Source organism: Planococcus glaciei, from assembly GCF_900099655.1.
Classification (GTDB): Bacteria; Bacillota; Bacilli; order Bacillales_A; family Planococcaceae; genus Planococcus; species Planococcus glaciei.
In genome coordinates, this window is sequence record NZ_FNDC01000001.1 from 150,460 (window position 1) to 164,774 (window position 14,315).

Below are 14,315 nucleotides of genomic sequence, written 5' to 3' on the forward strand. Positions count from 1 at the left end.
TCCTCTTTTCCATTAATGATTGTTTAGAGATAAGGGGTAATTCCCGGTCCAAACTGAAGTTCCGCAAAGAAGAAGATCAGGAACATAATGATCCAGACGGCCAGGAAAGACAAGGTATAGGGAATCATTAAGGAAATCAACGTTCCCATTCCTGCTTTTTTATCGTATTCGCGCATGAAAGAAAGCACGACAATAAAATAGGGATTTAACGGCGTCACGATATTGGTCGAGGAATCCCCGATCCGGTAAGCCATTTGTGTGAATCCTGGATGATAACCGAGCTGCATAAACAGCGGTATAAACACCGGTGCTTCCAGTGCCCATTTCGCAGAACCGGAAGAAATCAGGAAGTTCAGCATTGCAGTAAAGAGAATGTAGCCGACAATCAGATAGATTCCTGTAAAATTGATTTGCGTCAACAACTCAGCGCCGTTTACAGCTACCCAGGTGCCGATATTGGTCCATGTAAAATAAGCGATAAATTGCGATGCAGCAAAAATCAGAACGATAAATCCAGACATATCTTTGATGGACTCACTCATAAATCCGACAGCATCTCTTGAACTTTTGATAGCTCCGACGGTTTTTCCGTAAGCTACGCCGAGTACGATGAAAAGACCGAAAATAATAGGTACGATTCCTGTCAAGAACGGCGAAGGAATTAAGCCGCCTTCTTCATTCCGAAGCGATGAACCCGGCAGGAAGATAAGCAATGCAAGCACCGCCAGATAAGCCAATGCGGCAAGGCCGGCGTTGCGCAGGCCCTTATTGGCTTTTGGATGCTCTTCTGCATCCACGTCAATGACCATATCGCCTTCATATTTTCCTAATTTAGGCTCGATGATTTTTTCTGTGATGAGTGCAGCAACTATGGTTAGAACAAAAACAGAAATCATATTGAAATACCAGTTGTCAGCCGGTGTGACAATAACAGAAGGATCAAGGATTGCAGCAGCTTCCGTTGAAATTCCCGAAAGCAAGGCGTCTGTTCCAACAATCAGCAAGTTTGCCGTAAACCCGGCGCCGGCACTTGCGAAACCTACTGCCAGACCCGCTAGCGGATGGCGTCCAATTTTATAGAATACCATTGCCGCGAGCGGCGGAATCAAAATCTGGGCAGCATCCGATGCGATATTCCCCATGATTCCGACAAAAGCAATGGCGTATGTAACAAGCGCAGGTGGTGCTTTTAAAATAGTTTTACGAATGGCAATTTCCAATAATCCGACTTTTTCGGCCAAGCCGATGCCAAGCATGATTGCCAATACCGTTCCAAGCGGTGCAAAGCCTGTAAAGTTTTCAAGCATGGAAGTTATGATGTATTGCAGCCCGGCCCACGACAGCAAATTTTGGATTGCCAGCGTCTCTCCAGTGCCTGGATGAACTACCGAAGCATTGAACATACTGAAAATAAAGGAAGCAATCATAACGGCGACTGCCAAGTACACAAAAATCATAAAAGGGTCGGGCAGCTTATTCCCTAATTTCTCGACGACGTTCAAAAAGCGTATAAAAAATCCCCGCTTCTCCACGTTCTGTTTTGGCTGTTTCATCTTTCTCCTCCTCTGATTGCATAATTACACAAATACCTTAATATTATATTCATAAATACATCGTTTTTTCAAGATATTCCGATAATTTTTAATAAAGTGACGTCTTAACGTTCGGAATTAACGTAATTCCTTCAATTTTTCCAAAGCATTGATCGTAACTTTCACCATTGTATCGACGCCGATTTCAATTGCATCTTCATTAAAATAAAATTCCGGATCATGGAGCGGTTTCGGAATTTCTTCTCCTTCTTTGGCACAGCCCAGCCAGTAAAATGCACCGGGATATTCTGCCAGAAACCGCGAAAAATCTTCTCCTGCCATGGAAGGATCTACTGTTGGCAATGCTTCTTCGCCGAGTGAGGCAATGGCAGTATCCCGGACCAGCTCTGCCCATTCCGGCGTATTGACGGTGGCATCATAGCCTTCAATATAGTCGTAAGCAATTTTGACTTCGTATGCAATTTCAAACCCTTTGACCAGATTTTCAATTCTCCGTTTAATGGTTGCCTTCGCTTGTTTACTGTAAGTCCGAACCGTGCCAGTCAGTTCTACATGGTCGGCAATCACGTTGTAGCGGTATCCCCCATTAATCGTGCCAATCGTAATAACTGCTGACTCCAATGGATTTGTGTTGCGGCTAACAATCGACTGAAGCGAAGAAATGAATTCTGCAGTGACCACAATTGCATCTTTTCCTTGATGCGGCATACTGGCATGCCCCGCTGCGCCTGTAATGGTAAACGATAGTCTGTCGGATGCCGCCATCATTTCTTTATCGCGAACCCCGATTTTCCCGACTGGCAAGTCCGGCCATACATGCTGTCCAAAAATGACATCCGGTTTGTATTCATCAAAAACACCGTCTTCCATCATCGGCCTTGCACCGCCAATTGGCGTCGACTCTTCATTTGGCTGGAAGACAAGAAGGACACGGCCAGGCAATTGATCCTTCATTTCCTGCAGCTTGAATCCTGTACCAAGCAGCATGGAAGTATGTGCATCGTGTCCGCACGCATGCATTTTTCCTGCGACCGCCGATTTGAATTCGACATCCGTTTTTTCGGTAATCGGAAGCGCATCAATATCTGCACGCAAAGCGACAGTCCCGCCGCTTCCGCTCCCCTCAATTATTCCGAGGACCCCTGTTCTGGCAAAACCGGTTTTGAAAGGAATGCCGGCTTTCTCCAATTCGGCCTGAATGCGTTTAGAAGTTTCCCATTCCTCGCCGCCAAGTTCCGGATTCCGGTGCAAATCTCTTCGAATCTCTTTGACACGTTCAGTGATTGTCATGCGTATTCATCCCTTCTATGTATCAACTTTTCTTTTCGAGCTTAGCATAAAATAAAAAGCGGATGTCGAATTAATGAAATAAAGAGAATTTTTTGATACTATAGTATGATAATTAAATTCATCGTAAATTGGTTTTTGTAAAAATTTATTATCCTTCCCTTGAAGCCATATCCAAGCATAGAATTCCTTCGCTTCTTCTTCCTCATCTATATCCAACCGTTAAATTGCAAACAAAAAACGTCCATCAATTTCTTGATGGACGTTTTTGCAGGCTGTCGAGAAACCTTGACAGTCCTCTTTATTCCGCTTCAGGCGGACGCTTTTCGCGGGCTCGCGCCGAGCCGCTTCGTCGCTTTGCGACTCCAGGGTCTCGGCTGCTTCGCTTTCCCGCAGAAGTCGCCGCCTTCCGCTTCATTCCGTTTTCCAGCTTCTTTACAAGGATTGTTTGAAAAGTGAGAACAAAAATGAAGCGCACACTGGGTTCATGCCTTCTCTTGATATGGAGCAAAACAGCGGAGACTCCCGTGGGACAGCGCCGTGCCGAAATCCACTCGGCTGCCGGGCCGAGTTAGTTCGGCGCAAGCCCGCAGGAAAGACATTAGCCGAAGCCTGCGAGGCTAAGTCTTTGCGATGAAGCTAGCGAAGCGATGCAGGAGCATATGTTTTCAGCGGAGCTATTTTGCGGAATATCAGTTTAGATAATTTTCTTTCTCAACAAGCTGAAAAAACGTCCATCAATTTCTTGATGGACGTTTTTGCGTTCATTTATTAGCTTAAGCCAAAGTCGCTGACAAGGGCTGCTAAGCCGCCTTGGTAGCCGCTTCCGATGGCGTTGAATTTCCATTGGCCTGCATGGCGGTATAATTCGCCGACGACAAGCGCAGTTTCAATCGAAAAATCTTCGCCTAAATCGTAGCGCAGAATTTCTTCGTTGGTGCTTTCGTTCAATACACGGATAAAGGCGTTGGATACCTGTCCGAAGTTTTGGCCGCGGCTTTCGCCTTCGTGGATTGTTACCGTGAAGACCACTTTGTGGACATCCGCAGGAACATTCGGCAAATCAACGAGCACTTGCTCGTCGTCTCCGTCGCCTTCGCCGGTCAAGTTATCTCCAGCATGGACAACGGAACCGTTGCCGCCTGACAGGTTGTTGTAGAAGATGAAATCTTCCGGGCTGCGGGATTTCCCATTTTCCGCGACTAAGAATACAGATGCATCCAAGTCGAAATCTCCGCCGCCGCTGTATTTGTTTGTATCCCAGCCAAGGCCGACAAGCACTTTTGTCAATCCCGGGTTGGTTTTCGTTAAATCGATTTTCTGGCCTTTTGTTAAGTTAATTGTAGACATATACTGATTTCCTCCTCCGATTAATTCGCTTTTCGTTGGGTGTCTTCGTATTTCTTCTGCAATTCCTCAATGCGCAAACGCCCTTGCTCACGCATTTTGCGGTTTTCCGCTTCGATTTCACGCGTGTCGTTCATGCCTTGCATAATCGTTTCCCATGTCTGTTCGATGGTCTCGATTTTGATGCTTGGCTGGCCGGACATGCGGGCAATATCCACGCTTTGGCGCGAAATATCGTTTGCGTTATTCAGCAGCATTTCATTGGTGCGGCGATCCAGTTCATTCATGCCTTCAGCCACCAGGTTCTGGCGTTTAGCCGCAATGGCATTGATCAAGCCGGTTTTAAAGATTGGAATCGTTGTGACAAACGCAGAATTGATCTTTCCGATCAATTTGGTGTTCCCGCGCTGCAGCATACGGATTTGCGGAGCCGACTGATAGGAAACCTGCTTCGCCATTTCCAAATCATAGACGCGCTGTTCCAGCAATTCGATGGCATTTTGCAGGGAATTCAATTCCATTAAAGCCATCTGGTTGCCGGATTCCGCCCGTTTGCGCACTTCCGGTTCTTGTGCTTTCAGTTCCTGGACTTTGATGTCTCCAGCGGCGATGTACTTTTCCAGTTCCATGAAATAATTGAAGTTCTGGTCGTACAGCTCTTCCAAAGTCGATGTCGACTTTTTCATTTCGGTTTCGTATTTTGTAATTTCGACGTAGACTTTGTCGATTTCCGTCCCCATGGTCTGGTACTTATTGAACAATTGTTCAATCACTTTATTGCCTTTATTGAAGATTTTGTTGAGGAAGCCTTTCTTTTCAACAAAATCTTTTTTGTCGAATTTGTCCATGATTTTGCCGAGCTGCTTTAAAAGTTCACTTGATTCTTCCATGCTGTTGGCCTGGACCGAATTCAAGACTTTGCCGGTGAAAGCGGAGATTTCATTTGCGGGTTCACGCCCGAACTCCAGCAATTCAATCTGGTTTTTCGGGTTGATTTTTGAAGCCAGCGCCAGCACTTCAGGGTCTTTCTTCAACTGGACTTTCAAGTTGTTTTCATCTTGCATGACCAGTTCTTGCTGCTCGATTTGATTTGGCAATGTACTCATTGGTATCCCTCCCTGTAATGGTTAAAGCCATTTTCTGAATAACTTTTTGACCACTGACGGTTCACGGTATGGCTCGTTGTAGCTGCGGTCATCCAGCCAGTGTGTATCGATCGATTCGGCATCGATCCAGCGTTCAATGTCCTGATGCCCTTGCGGATTAATGATGATGACATCGAGTCCGAATATATGGATGAGTGCAATGGCATTGGCATCCGCACGGCTCAATTCGCCGTCTTTTTCTTCATTGTAAAACAGCAAAGTCGGCACAAACTGCGGATAATCAAACTGCTGGATCAGCTGAATGACAGCGTCCGGCATCGACATCGACTGGGAAAATTGATAAAGCTGGAGGTCTTCAAATGATTCTCCGTTCTGCGGAGTGAGCATCGGCTTTTCAACAAGCCGCGCAATCGCTTCGCAAAGGGCCGTTTGCAGGCCGTCCGGCAAGCGTCCGTATTTCCACCAATTGGCCGTTTTCATCTTCTCGGGATCCAGCCGTCCATTTTTCCCAAGCGCTGCCCGGTAATGGAATTGCTGGTTCCCTTTGCGTTCTTCGATAAACGGAAAACTCCGGATCAATAGCGTGTCCTCGCGTTCGGTCAATCCATGGATATTATCCCAGAAGCGCTTCCGGTCTTTTTCAATGCCCATGATTTTGGCAAACACAACCGGGATGTTGACGCTTCCCCGTTCCACGCCAAATGATGGGCGGACCATGGCCCGTTCTTTTGCGAGCATGAATGCTTCATCAATGGTCGTTTTCAGCCGGATGGATTTGGTTAAATAGGATTTAAACTGATAAGGCTTATACAGGCCCGAATCATCATGGTGCAGCAAGCGGTCCACTTCCTGTGTCGCCCGGTATGCAACCGTTCCGACCCGCTCCGGCTTTTCTTCCGGAAACGGCAGAACCGCATCCCCTGTCACCTGAAAACTGTGGGTCGGCAAATCTTTTTCTTCCAGTACTGTTTCCAGCCAATGCTTTCCGGTCGGATCAAAAACGATGACATGAAAACCGAAAGCCGCAGAAAATTTGAGAAACCATTTTTCGCTTTCTGTCGTATCGCCGTACCAGAGGAAGGCAGGCAGCCCTTTTTCCAGGTCCAGCTTTTCCAGCTCCGGCTCGATGTGGTTGAACGTCCATTTGACCAAGTCTGTTGCAATGCGGCGGAAAGAGGAATGGGTTGTGCTTCCGCCGGATTGGGTTTGGAAAGCTTTCAATATATCGATCATGACCAGGCGGATCCGCCGATTCAGCCCTGCGTCTTTCAATCTTGGCAGCAAGCCTTTGCCGTCAAGAAAAGCCACAATCCGGTTTGGAGACAGCCCCCGCTCTTTATTGTTCATTTCAAACAAATCCTGCAGGCTGCGCAGGCGTTCAGCCGCAATCTGCTTGTTCAAGCGGTCGGATAGCCGTATGAGCCGCCCCTTTGACTCTTCCAACAGATCGTAAATTGAAGCAAAATAATCGTCGGCATCGAGCGGCATTCCGACAAATTGGCCGAGCAGCTGCGGATAAGTGATGGCATCTTCTTCGACTTTCGTTTCCGGGTGATTAACAAGCGGCTTCGTCAGCCAGTCGCCCAGTTTTTCCGGATCCCACGTTCTCACGCGGACCGGATGCAGTTGAACCATGGGATTTCCTCCTTATTCAAACTCCCGGGAAATACTCATCACTTTCTCCAAGATTTCTTCCCCGGCTTTGATTCCTTTTTTCTCGGTTATTTCAATATGTTCAGAAAAAGAATCGCTTTGGACCGCTTCTCCGTGGGCAGGCAGCAAGCTCAGATCTGCATTTTCAAGCAGGCACATATCCAAAAGCGAATCCCCTGCCGCTACTACATAGGTCGCATCGATGCGTTTTTTGACGTATTCCATTGCCGCCGCTTTCGTGATGCTTTCCGGCATAAAATACAGCTTTCGCCCTTGGAGCGACAGCGACCAGCCGATTTCACGGAATGTCCTTTGGTAAAGTTCCATATTCTCTTCCGGGAAACGTTCCCGGTCCAAAATCATGTAAACGAACCAGTCATCCGCTTCGCGCACGCTCACTACCCAGTCTTCTGTGAAATACCGCTCAATTTCCGGCTTCAGCTCCTGAATGATCGTTTTCCGGCTGACACAACGCTTACGGATATCGTCCGACCATTCTTTTATGGGTTCCCCGTTTTCCAGGATGACAGCCCCGTTTGCAACAATCGCAAAACGCGGGCGTTCATTCCCTTCATATATGCCGGTCACCCGCTCATACTGTGCCTGGGTTCTGGTGGTTACCGGCAAAAAGCAGACGGAAGAATCGAGGTTCCACAGCGCCGATTGGCTTTTTGCCGTCATAAACGAATGCGGTTTCCCGTCAATCCGCTCCGCCTCTCTCAGTTCCTCTTCCGAAACACCCGAGCCCATTGTGCGGCGTGAATAGATCAACGTCTGGTCCAAATCGCTGGCAAATAAAATCGTCATATTTCTTTCCCCGAACGGATCAGCCCGATTGCCCGGTAGAATAACCCCGGCACCACTTCAACGGGCACGTTCTTTTCCTTTGCTAAAACCAGTAAGTGCTGGACATCCGAATGCGCTGGATCTTGGACGAGCACTTTCCACGGACTGCGCCGAAGCAGAACACGGGTCGTTTCCCCAACGCCTGGTTTGATTAACGTATAGTCTCTTTCATTATACATCTTTTGACCTATTTCTTCTACTTCTTTCATGCCTTCCCAGGTGCGTTCAGCCGTAACTGGATTCGCTGCAACTGCATCTTCCACTGCTTTTAGCGTTTCCGAAAAGCTGGCGGTAACCCGGTCGACAAAATCATTCGACAAGTCTTCTTCGAGCAAGTCGCTGTAGAATTTAGCGCCGTGGAAATCTTCCGCGCTTATAAATTGGTCGTTCAAGATGGTCCGGCTGATCAGCCCTGATACTGTTGCATTTAAACAGGCACTCGGAATGAGAAAATCTTCGCGTGTACCAAATAATACGGCACACGCTCCAGGATCCGCGAGCACTGCCAAATCATCATAAAGTTCCAACGCTTTTTGTTCGTTCAGCAAACGGACCGAGCGGGTCAGCTCTTTTTGGATTGCCCCTTTTCCGGTCCAGCCGTCAACAAACTGGATGCGGCTTTCGGGATGCCGGCTCCGGATGGCTTCCATCGCGTTTTCATCGATTCCTTTTCCGCGCAAAATCGACACACTGTAATGCGGCCAGTCCACATTGAGCACTTGCCGGGCGTAGCGTCGGACCAAGATGCCAATCGGGCTCCCCGCTCTCGCCAAAGAAACGAGCACGACGTCCTCCGTTTTAGCATTCAATGCAATGCGGCGGGTCAAAATCCCGATTAAAAAGCCTAGCCGCTGCTTCGCCGCCTCCACTGTTTCGTGGTACAGTTTTGTATATTCTGCAGAGGGACGGTATTCCATCGGCAAGCGTTCTGCGTAATGGCCTCCCGCCCGTACTGCATTTTCACGTTCCTCGAGCGTACTTTCCCCAAAAACTTCCGAGACATCTTTTAATAAAAACGTGATGTCTTCTTTCGGATAACTTGTTTTCACCAATCCGGTCGCAATCATCAGGCTCAATCTCCCTTTTTTGCCGCTGTCAATGAAATCCATTCAACAGGCGCTTTTTCTTTAAGGTACGTGATTAATGGCCGCCATGCGGCTTCGTCCACCACCGATTCGGCGATCAAATAAATCTTATTGATATCCAGTTGCTTTAAATTGTACAGAAATTGATCCACGCCTTCTGCATCAGGCAAGCGGAACTTCACTTTTTCTTTGATAGGATACCCTTCTGCATCAGAAGCGAAAATCGGGCTTCTTGTCGCCGTCTGCACCAATGCATCGGCATTTAAGGCATGGGCGAAGCGCAGAGGCAAGTACATATTCTCCCCTATGCCGATGACCAGAGGTTTTTCCCCGGCTTTAGCGACCATGCGGCCGGCCGCCTGTTCTGCCCAGCGGCTGATTTCATCATGTTCCTCGCTTGTCAGGCTGAATCGGCCAGTTAGCGGCACGTAGCGCTGGCCGGTAGCGGATTCGAATGGAAGCTGGTTCGCTTCCGTTATTTCCTGCAGCGGAACTGCACTGCCCCCTGTTAAATAAGGAAGAGGCGCTTCGTCCGGCGCTTCGCTGTGATGCAGTTCAAACTGCCCTTTCATGAGCGACAGAACATCCACTTGAATGTTTCGCGCAGCTGCCAGTTCAGCCGTTTTTTTCTGCTGTTCTTTGCTCCGCCAATCCAGGATGGAAAGTGATTTGTATTTTTTTCCAGGAAACTGCTCATCAAGTGCCTGGATTAAGTTTATTAAGGTATTGCCGGTCGAAATCTCATCATCGATCAAAACAATGGTTTCCGCTTCTTCCAACATTCCTTTAGGAGCATAGACGATATGGGAAGTGGCGTGGGAATGTTCTTCTTCGAAGACAAAAGAAGGGGTCAGTCCATTGACGTGTTCGCGGGTTGTATGGATATAAGCCGCGTCTTCAAAATGCTGGAATACAGCATGTCCAAGCCCTGTAGCGGTTTCAGCCATTCCGATGAAAATGGTTCGTTCTGGAAGCTTCGTTTTATAAGCCAAGGCTTTTTTTATCTCATCCGGATCGCTCTTTCCGGTTTGTATTAATGCCGCGAGTGCATCCGCATAGGATTGGTAATCGAGTCCTGCGTCCTCCATCAACAAATAGGCAAGCAAAGTGCCGGTCCCAAGCGCAATGTCGGGACGGACAGCCAGATGCTTGGCGATTAAAGGGCTGACAAACAGGAACTGCCGCTTTTTATTGACACGTAAAGCCATAGAGAAAAGGGACTCCGGAAGAAGCCCTTTGTATGTTTCATAAACCGCAACCGAAAGGTCCAGGTTTTGCCATAATTTAAAGTTGGTTTGATAATCGGTTTGATCCAATATAGTTGAGGACATCGATTGGTTTATAGTTTTCATTCAGCACCCCATATACTTCCGCCTGGGCCATCACTTTCCGTGCCCAGCTTAAATGCGGTTTTACTTCATTCATTTTGTTGCGTTTCGGGCTTTGCAGGATTCCGTTATACTTGAAGCTTTCAGACATGATCAGCGACGCATCTTCATACGTTTCAAGAGACACGATATGGCCGGCATTGACGATTGAAATCTGGCTAGGATGGATGCATGTTTTGCCCTTAAAGCCGTTTAATACATCCACCTGCACTTCCTGCCAAAGCACTTGTTCCGGCTTGGAAGACATCGGGCGTCCTTGCCCTGAAGAGAAATGCTCGTATACCGGACCCGAGACAACAAAACCGTCTTCCGCCCGGCCAAACTGGTTTAAGATAGCCGTTAAGCCGTCCCGGATCACATGGACCTCGTAAATTGTCCGCTCTGCCGGCCGCCGAAGGCCGTAAAGGCTGGAAAAATCGGTAGCCCCGACACGCACTGTCAACACCCGGTCTTTTTCTGCCAATAAAATCCGGTGGATTTCCTGGAGGTTTTGTTCACGCAGTTCGGAATACAGCACTTCTTTTGTTTCCAGCAAAGGCAAGGCATAGAGCTTGCGCCCTGCCGCTTCGCTCGCCCGGTCTAATGCAGCAAAAAAGCCCGGAAGGTTTTCAACGCTTCCTTTCGGAAAGACGATTCCGGTCAAAACGCCAAAAGCAGTTCCGGCTTCTGCAGTCAACTTATCAAGCTGAGCCGCATTCCGGACACGCAAAAAAAGCGCCGGTCCGGCTTCTGCCTGAAAAAATGCCGCTCTTTCCAGCAGTTTTAACTGCTCGATGACATTGGCTTCCGCCTTCGGCAGTTCGGAATCGGCAACCGCATCTTCCAAACAGATGATCAACGTGGCTAGTCCCGAAAAAGCCCCCCGTCTATACTGCCCCGATAAAATCTTATCTCCAAATTCCGGTCGTGACCCAGGTGTGTAAAGTGCAGCACCCAATGCCAGTCCCAGTGTTTCCCGTTCCGTATCACGGTTAAATTCTGCCGGGGAATATTTAAAAAATGCCTTCAGCTCAGAATCAGTCAATACGTCAAAATGTCTCATAAATTGTTTCCTCCCGGCACGCTCCAAAAGCATGGCCAAAATTAATAACTAAAGTTACATAAAAAAAGGCTAAAAAAGCAAGGAGATATGCTCCTTGCTTTTTTCTTTGCCCTTAAGCGTCCAGTCCGAAATCCTTAACAAGCGAGCCAAGGCCGCCTTGATAGCCGCTGCCAATCGCATTAAATTTCCATTCGTTGTTGTGGCGGTAAAGCTCGCCGACGACAACTGCTGTTTCGATGGAGAAATCTTCCCCTAAATCGTAGCGGATCAATTCTTCGTTTGTGTCGCCGTTTACGATGCGCACGTAAGAGTTGCTGACTTGGCCGAAGTTCTGGCCGCGTGTTTCTGCATCATGGATTGTAATGGCGAATGTCACGCGTTCGATCGAAGACGGGACCGTAGATAAGTTCACTTTCACTTGCTCATCGTCGCCGTCTCCTTCGCCCGTCTTGTTGTCGCCTGTGTGCTCTACTGCGCCAGCTGCACCGATTGTGTTGTTATAGAAAACAAAGTCCGCTTCAGAAGAAGCTTTGCCGCTTGAGTTTAATAGGAAAACAGATGAATCAAGGTCAAAGTCCTGTCCTCCATCGTACTTGTTTGTATCCCAGCCAAGACCGACAATTACATTCGTTAATCCTGGATTTGATTTTGTTAAGTCCACTTTTTGCCCTTTAGATAAATTGATTGCCATTCTTCCTTCACTCCTTATGCGTATTTGTTTGCGATTGAACCGATATCCGGATCGATGGTGCCTTCTCCGACAGCCGAGAATTTCCAATCCGTTCCCTGGCGGTACATCTCACCAAGAATCAGCGACATTTTGCCTGCGTAGTTCTCAGTCAAATTGTAATGGATCATCTCTTCTTTCGATTGGTTGTCCACCAAACGAATAAAGGCATTCTGAATCATGCCAAAATCCTGTTTCTTTTGCTTGGCATTGTAAATGTTTACGACAAACACCAGACGGTGAACCGATGGGGAAATCCGTTTCAAGTCGATTTGAATCGTTTCGTCGTCCCCTTCGCCTGCACCGGTCAAGTTATCGCCGGAATGGACGACGCTGCCGTCTTTGCTTTTTTTGTTACCAAAATAAATGAGGTTTTCTTTCCCACTTAACTTCCCGCTTTCATCAAGCAAGATAACGGAAGCGTCACAATCCACATCAGCGCCGCCGCCACCGCCGCCAAGCAGTCCGCTTAGGAATCCGCCGCTTTTTTTGGTAGTGACCGGGTCCCAGCCAAGGCCGACCATGATGCTTGAAAGCGACGAACGCCCTTTAGTTAAATCAATTTTTTGACCTTTTACGAGATTGATAGCCATTCTTCGCACTCTCCATTCATCGTTATGTACTCTAACTTCAATAGTATTTGTAAATCCGGAAAATTTCAATTATTAAGGGTTATTGCCCCAACATCCTTTATTAAGGAACCAACGCGCCCTAAAAGCGTCCCGATTTAAAATGGGAACTTTTTACTGTGGTAAAATTAAAATTATCCCGATACAAATATATACGATTAATTCGCTTTTAAGTTTCGTTTGTCACAGAAGATACAATTCTTCAATGTTATCCACCGGTTTTCAGCATACTTTTATCAAGCCGCGGGTAAACAAAATCATAGTGTGTATTTTATGAGGACAAAGCATCAAGAAATGAAAGGGGAGTACAGATGAAGCTTATTTCAATTGTGGTTCCGGCTTACAACGAAGAAGCAAATATTCTTAGCATGTATGAAAAGTTGGTCCAGGAACTTCACCTGCTTCCATACCGGTATGAAATCATGTTTATCAATGACGGCAGCAGTGACGGGACCTTGCTGGAAATCCTGAAGCTCGCTGAAAGACATCCAGACGTGAAATACATTTCGCTGACCCGCAATTTCGGCAAAGAGTCCGCCATCCTGGCAGGGCTGCACCGCATTCAGGGCGATGCGGCTATTTTAATGGACAGCGATTTGCAGCATCCTCCCGAATTGATCGGCCAACTGATCGAAGGTTTTGAAGAAGGCTTCCACCAGGTAGTCGCCAAACGCTCCCGGACAGGCGATTCAAAGTTCCGGAGTTTTTTATCTTCCTTCTATTATAAAATCGTCAACGCTGTCACGGATGTCGATTTCGTGGACGGGGAAGGCGATTTCAGGCTGCTTAGCAGAAAAGCCATCAATTCCATCCTTCAGCTCAGTGAAAGCAACCGTTTTTCAAAAGGGCTGTACTCCTGGATTGGCTTAAGCAAAAAAATCATCAGCTACGAAAATGTGCAGCGCGTGAAAGGGACGTCCAAGTGGTCTTTCTGGAGCTTGGTCAATTACGGCATCGATGGTATTATTTCATTTAACTTAAAGCCTTTGCGCGTTTGTTTTTACACCGGTTTCCTTGTGCTCTTCCTCTCGCTCATCTATATCGCAGTGACTTTGTATGAAATCCTGAAAGAAGGCGTAGGGGCACCGGGATATTTTACAACCATAACCGCAATCTTATTTTTGGGGGGAATTCAATTGATCAGCTTAGGCGTGATCGGAGAATACGTTGGCCGGATTTACAATGAAACCAAAAGGCGGCCGAATTTTTTAATCGACATCAGCAATGCGGATGATTACGATGAATCTTAAATCGCTGAATACTGAATTTACCCGTTTCATATTTGTCGGTGTCATCAACACAGCTACGTATTACTCCATCTATCTGATTTTGCATAACCTATTGTCGCTGCCTTATCTACTGGCCCATATCGCCGGTTTTTTCATTTCGTTGAACATTTCTTTTTTCCTGAACTGCTACGTTACGTACAGAATCAAACCGACGTTGAAAAAGTATTTGTATTTCCCGCTGACGCAAGTCGTCAATATGTCTGTTTCCACTCTGCTGATTTTCGTATTTGTAGAATTTTTCAACCTTAACAGCAATATTGCGCCGTTTGCTGCCGTATTGTTTACCATCCCCATTACATTCGCAGTTTCCAGTAAAATTCTGAAAGGATCGGTCCGGACGGCCGGTGCAAAAAGAAGGTGAAT

Annotated in this window: 13 protein-coding genes; 2 read left to right on the top strand and 11 right to left on the bottom strand. The window is 47.2% G+C overall.

Annotated features, from left to right (window positions below; translation table 11 throughout):
* Nucleotides 1-23: 23 nt before the first annotated feature.
* From BLQ32_RS00760 to BLQ32_RS00810, 11 genes are all read right to left on the bottom strand, one after another.
* On the bottom strand, nt 24-1,553 hold the full coding sequence (locus BLQ32_RS00760) for an AbgT family transporter (protein WP_074508722.1): 1,530 nt from the start codon (nt 1,551-1,553) through the stop codon (nt 24-26).
* Nucleotides 1,554-1,670: 117 nt separating this feature from the next.
* Nucleotides 1,671-2,843, bottom strand: coding sequence for a M20 metallopeptidase family protein (locus BLQ32_RS00765; protein WP_074508723.1), 1,173 nt, complete (start codon nt 2,841-2,843; stop codon nt 1,671-1,673).
* 768 nt (nt 2,844-3,611) lie between these two features.
* The gene (locus BLQ32_RS00770; protein ID WP_036804945.1) at nt 3,612-4,190 is read right to left on the bottom strand and encodes a TerD family protein; all 579 of its coding nucleotides are present in this window, start codon (nt 4,188-4,190) and stop codon (nt 3,612-3,614) included.
* Between the two features lie 20 nt (nt 4,191-4,210).
* Entirely contained in the window at nt 4,211-5,293 is a 1,083-nt protein-coding gene (locus BLQ32_RS00775) for a toxic anion resistance protein (RefSeq protein WP_074508724.1), read from the bottom strand.
* A gap of 21 nt (nt 5,294-5,314) precedes the next feature.
* Nucleotides 5,315-6,928: a YceG family protein gene (locus BLQ32_RS00780; protein ID WP_074508725.1), complete on the bottom strand. Its 1,614-nt coding sequence runs from the start codon at nt 6,926-6,928 to the stop codon at nt 5,315-5,317.
* A 12-nt stretch (nt 6,929-6,940) separates the two neighbouring features.
* Nucleotides 6,941-7,753 (bottom strand): hypothetical protein, encoded by an 813-nt coding sequence (locus BLQ32_RS00785; protein WP_074508726.1) that lies wholly within the window; start codon nt 7,751-7,753, stop codon nt 6,941-6,943.
* Entirely contained in the window at nt 7,750-8,859 is a 1,110-nt protein-coding gene (locus tag BLQ32_RS00790; protein ID WP_074509086.1) for a cysteine protease StiP family protein, read from the bottom strand. Before BLQ32_RS00790 ends, BLQ32_RS00785 begins: the two co-directional genes overlap by 4 nt.
* A gap of 5 nt (nt 8,860-8,864) precedes the next feature.
* The gene (locus BLQ32_RS00795; RefSeq protein ID WP_074508727.1) at nt 8,865-10,229 is read right to left on the bottom strand and encodes a phosphoribosyltransferase domain-containing protein; all 1,365 of its coding nucleotides are present in this window, start codon (nt 10,227-10,229) and stop codon (nt 8,865-8,867) included.
* On the bottom strand, nt 10,162-11,307 hold the full coding sequence (locus tag BLQ32_RS00800) for an HpcH/HpaI aldolase/citrate lyase family protein (protein WP_074508728.1): 1,146 nt from the start codon (nt 11,305-11,307) through the stop codon (nt 10,162-10,164). Before BLQ32_RS00800 ends, BLQ32_RS00795 begins: the two co-directional genes overlap by 68 nt.
* Nucleotides 11,308-11,419: 112 nt before the next feature.
* Nucleotides 11,420-11,998 (bottom strand): TerD family protein, encoded by a 579-nt coding sequence (locus tag BLQ32_RS00805; protein WP_036804956.1) that lies wholly within the window; start codon nt 11,996-11,998, stop codon nt 11,420-11,422.
* Nucleotides 11,999-12,012: 14 nt separating this feature from the next.
* On the bottom strand, nt 12,013-12,627 hold the full coding sequence (locus BLQ32_RS00810) for a TerD family protein (RefSeq protein ID WP_036804958.1): 615 nt from the start codon (nt 12,625-12,627) through the stop codon (nt 12,013-12,015).
* A gap of 347 nt (nt 12,628-12,974) precedes the next feature.
* Here BLQ32_RS00810 and BLQ32_RS00815 point away from each other — a divergent pair, with 347 nt between their 5' ends.
* Nucleotides 12,975-13,913 (top strand): glycosyltransferase family 2 protein, encoded by a 939-nt coding sequence (locus tag BLQ32_RS00815; protein ID WP_036804960.1) that lies wholly within the window; start codon nt 12,975-12,977, stop codon nt 13,911-13,913.
* Entirely contained in the window at nt 13,903-14,313 is a 411-nt protein-coding gene (locus BLQ32_RS00820) for a GtrA family protein (protein ID WP_074508729.1), read from the top strand. The genes BLQ32_RS00815 and BLQ32_RS00820 overlap by 11 nt, the downstream gene beginning before the upstream one ends.
* Nucleotides 14,314-14,315: the final 2 nt, after the last annotated feature.

Coding starts and splice junctions, on each gene's coding strand:
- BLQ32_RS00795 (WP_074508727.1), bottom strand. CDS start 10,229: ATGAAAACTATAAACCAATCGATGTCCTCAACTATATTGGATCAAACC.
- BLQ32_RS00815 (WP_036804960.1), top strand. CDS start 12,975: ATGAAGCTTATTTCAATTGTGGTTCCGGCTTACAACGAAGAAGCAAAT.
- BLQ32_RS00805 (WP_036804956.1), bottom strand. CDS start 11,998: ATGGCAATCAATTTATCTAAAGGGCAAAAAGTGGACTTAACAAAATCA.
- BLQ32_RS00780 (WP_074508725.1), bottom strand. CDS start 6,928: ATGGTTCAACTGCATCCGGTCCGCGTGAGAACGTGGGATCCGGAAAAA.
- BLQ32_RS00810 (WP_036804958.1), bottom strand. CDS start 12,627: ATGGCTATCAATCTCGTAAAAGGTCAAAAAATTGATTTAACTAAAGGG.
- BLQ32_RS00760 (WP_074508722.1), bottom strand. CDS start 1,553: ATGAAACAGCCAAAACAGAACGTGGAGAAGCGGGGATTTTTTATACGC.
- BLQ32_RS00765 (WP_074508723.1), bottom strand. CDS start 2,843: ATGACAATCACTGAACGTGTCAAAGAGATTCGAAGAGATTTGCACCGG.
- BLQ32_RS00820 (WP_074508729.1), top strand. CDS start 13,903: ATGAATCTTAAATCGCTGAATACTGAATTTACCCGTTTCATATTTGTC.
- BLQ32_RS00800 (WP_074508728.1), bottom strand. CDS start 11,307: ATGAGACATTTTGACGTATTGACTGATTCTGAGCTGAAGGCATTTTTT.
- BLQ32_RS00770 (WP_036804945.1), bottom strand. CDS start 4,190: ATGTCTACAATTAACTTAACAAAAGGCCAGAAAATCGATTTAACGAAA.
- BLQ32_RS00785 (WP_074508726.1), bottom strand. CDS start 7,753: ATGACGATTTTATTTGCCAGCGATTTGGACCAGACGTTGATCTATTCA.
- BLQ32_RS00790 (WP_074509086.1), bottom strand. CDS start 8,859: ATGATTGCGACCGGATTGGTGAAAACAAGTTATCCGAAAGAAGACATC.
- BLQ32_RS00775 (WP_074508724.1), bottom strand. CDS start 5,293: ATGAGTACATTGCCAAATCAAATCGAGCAGCAAGAACTGGTCATGCAA.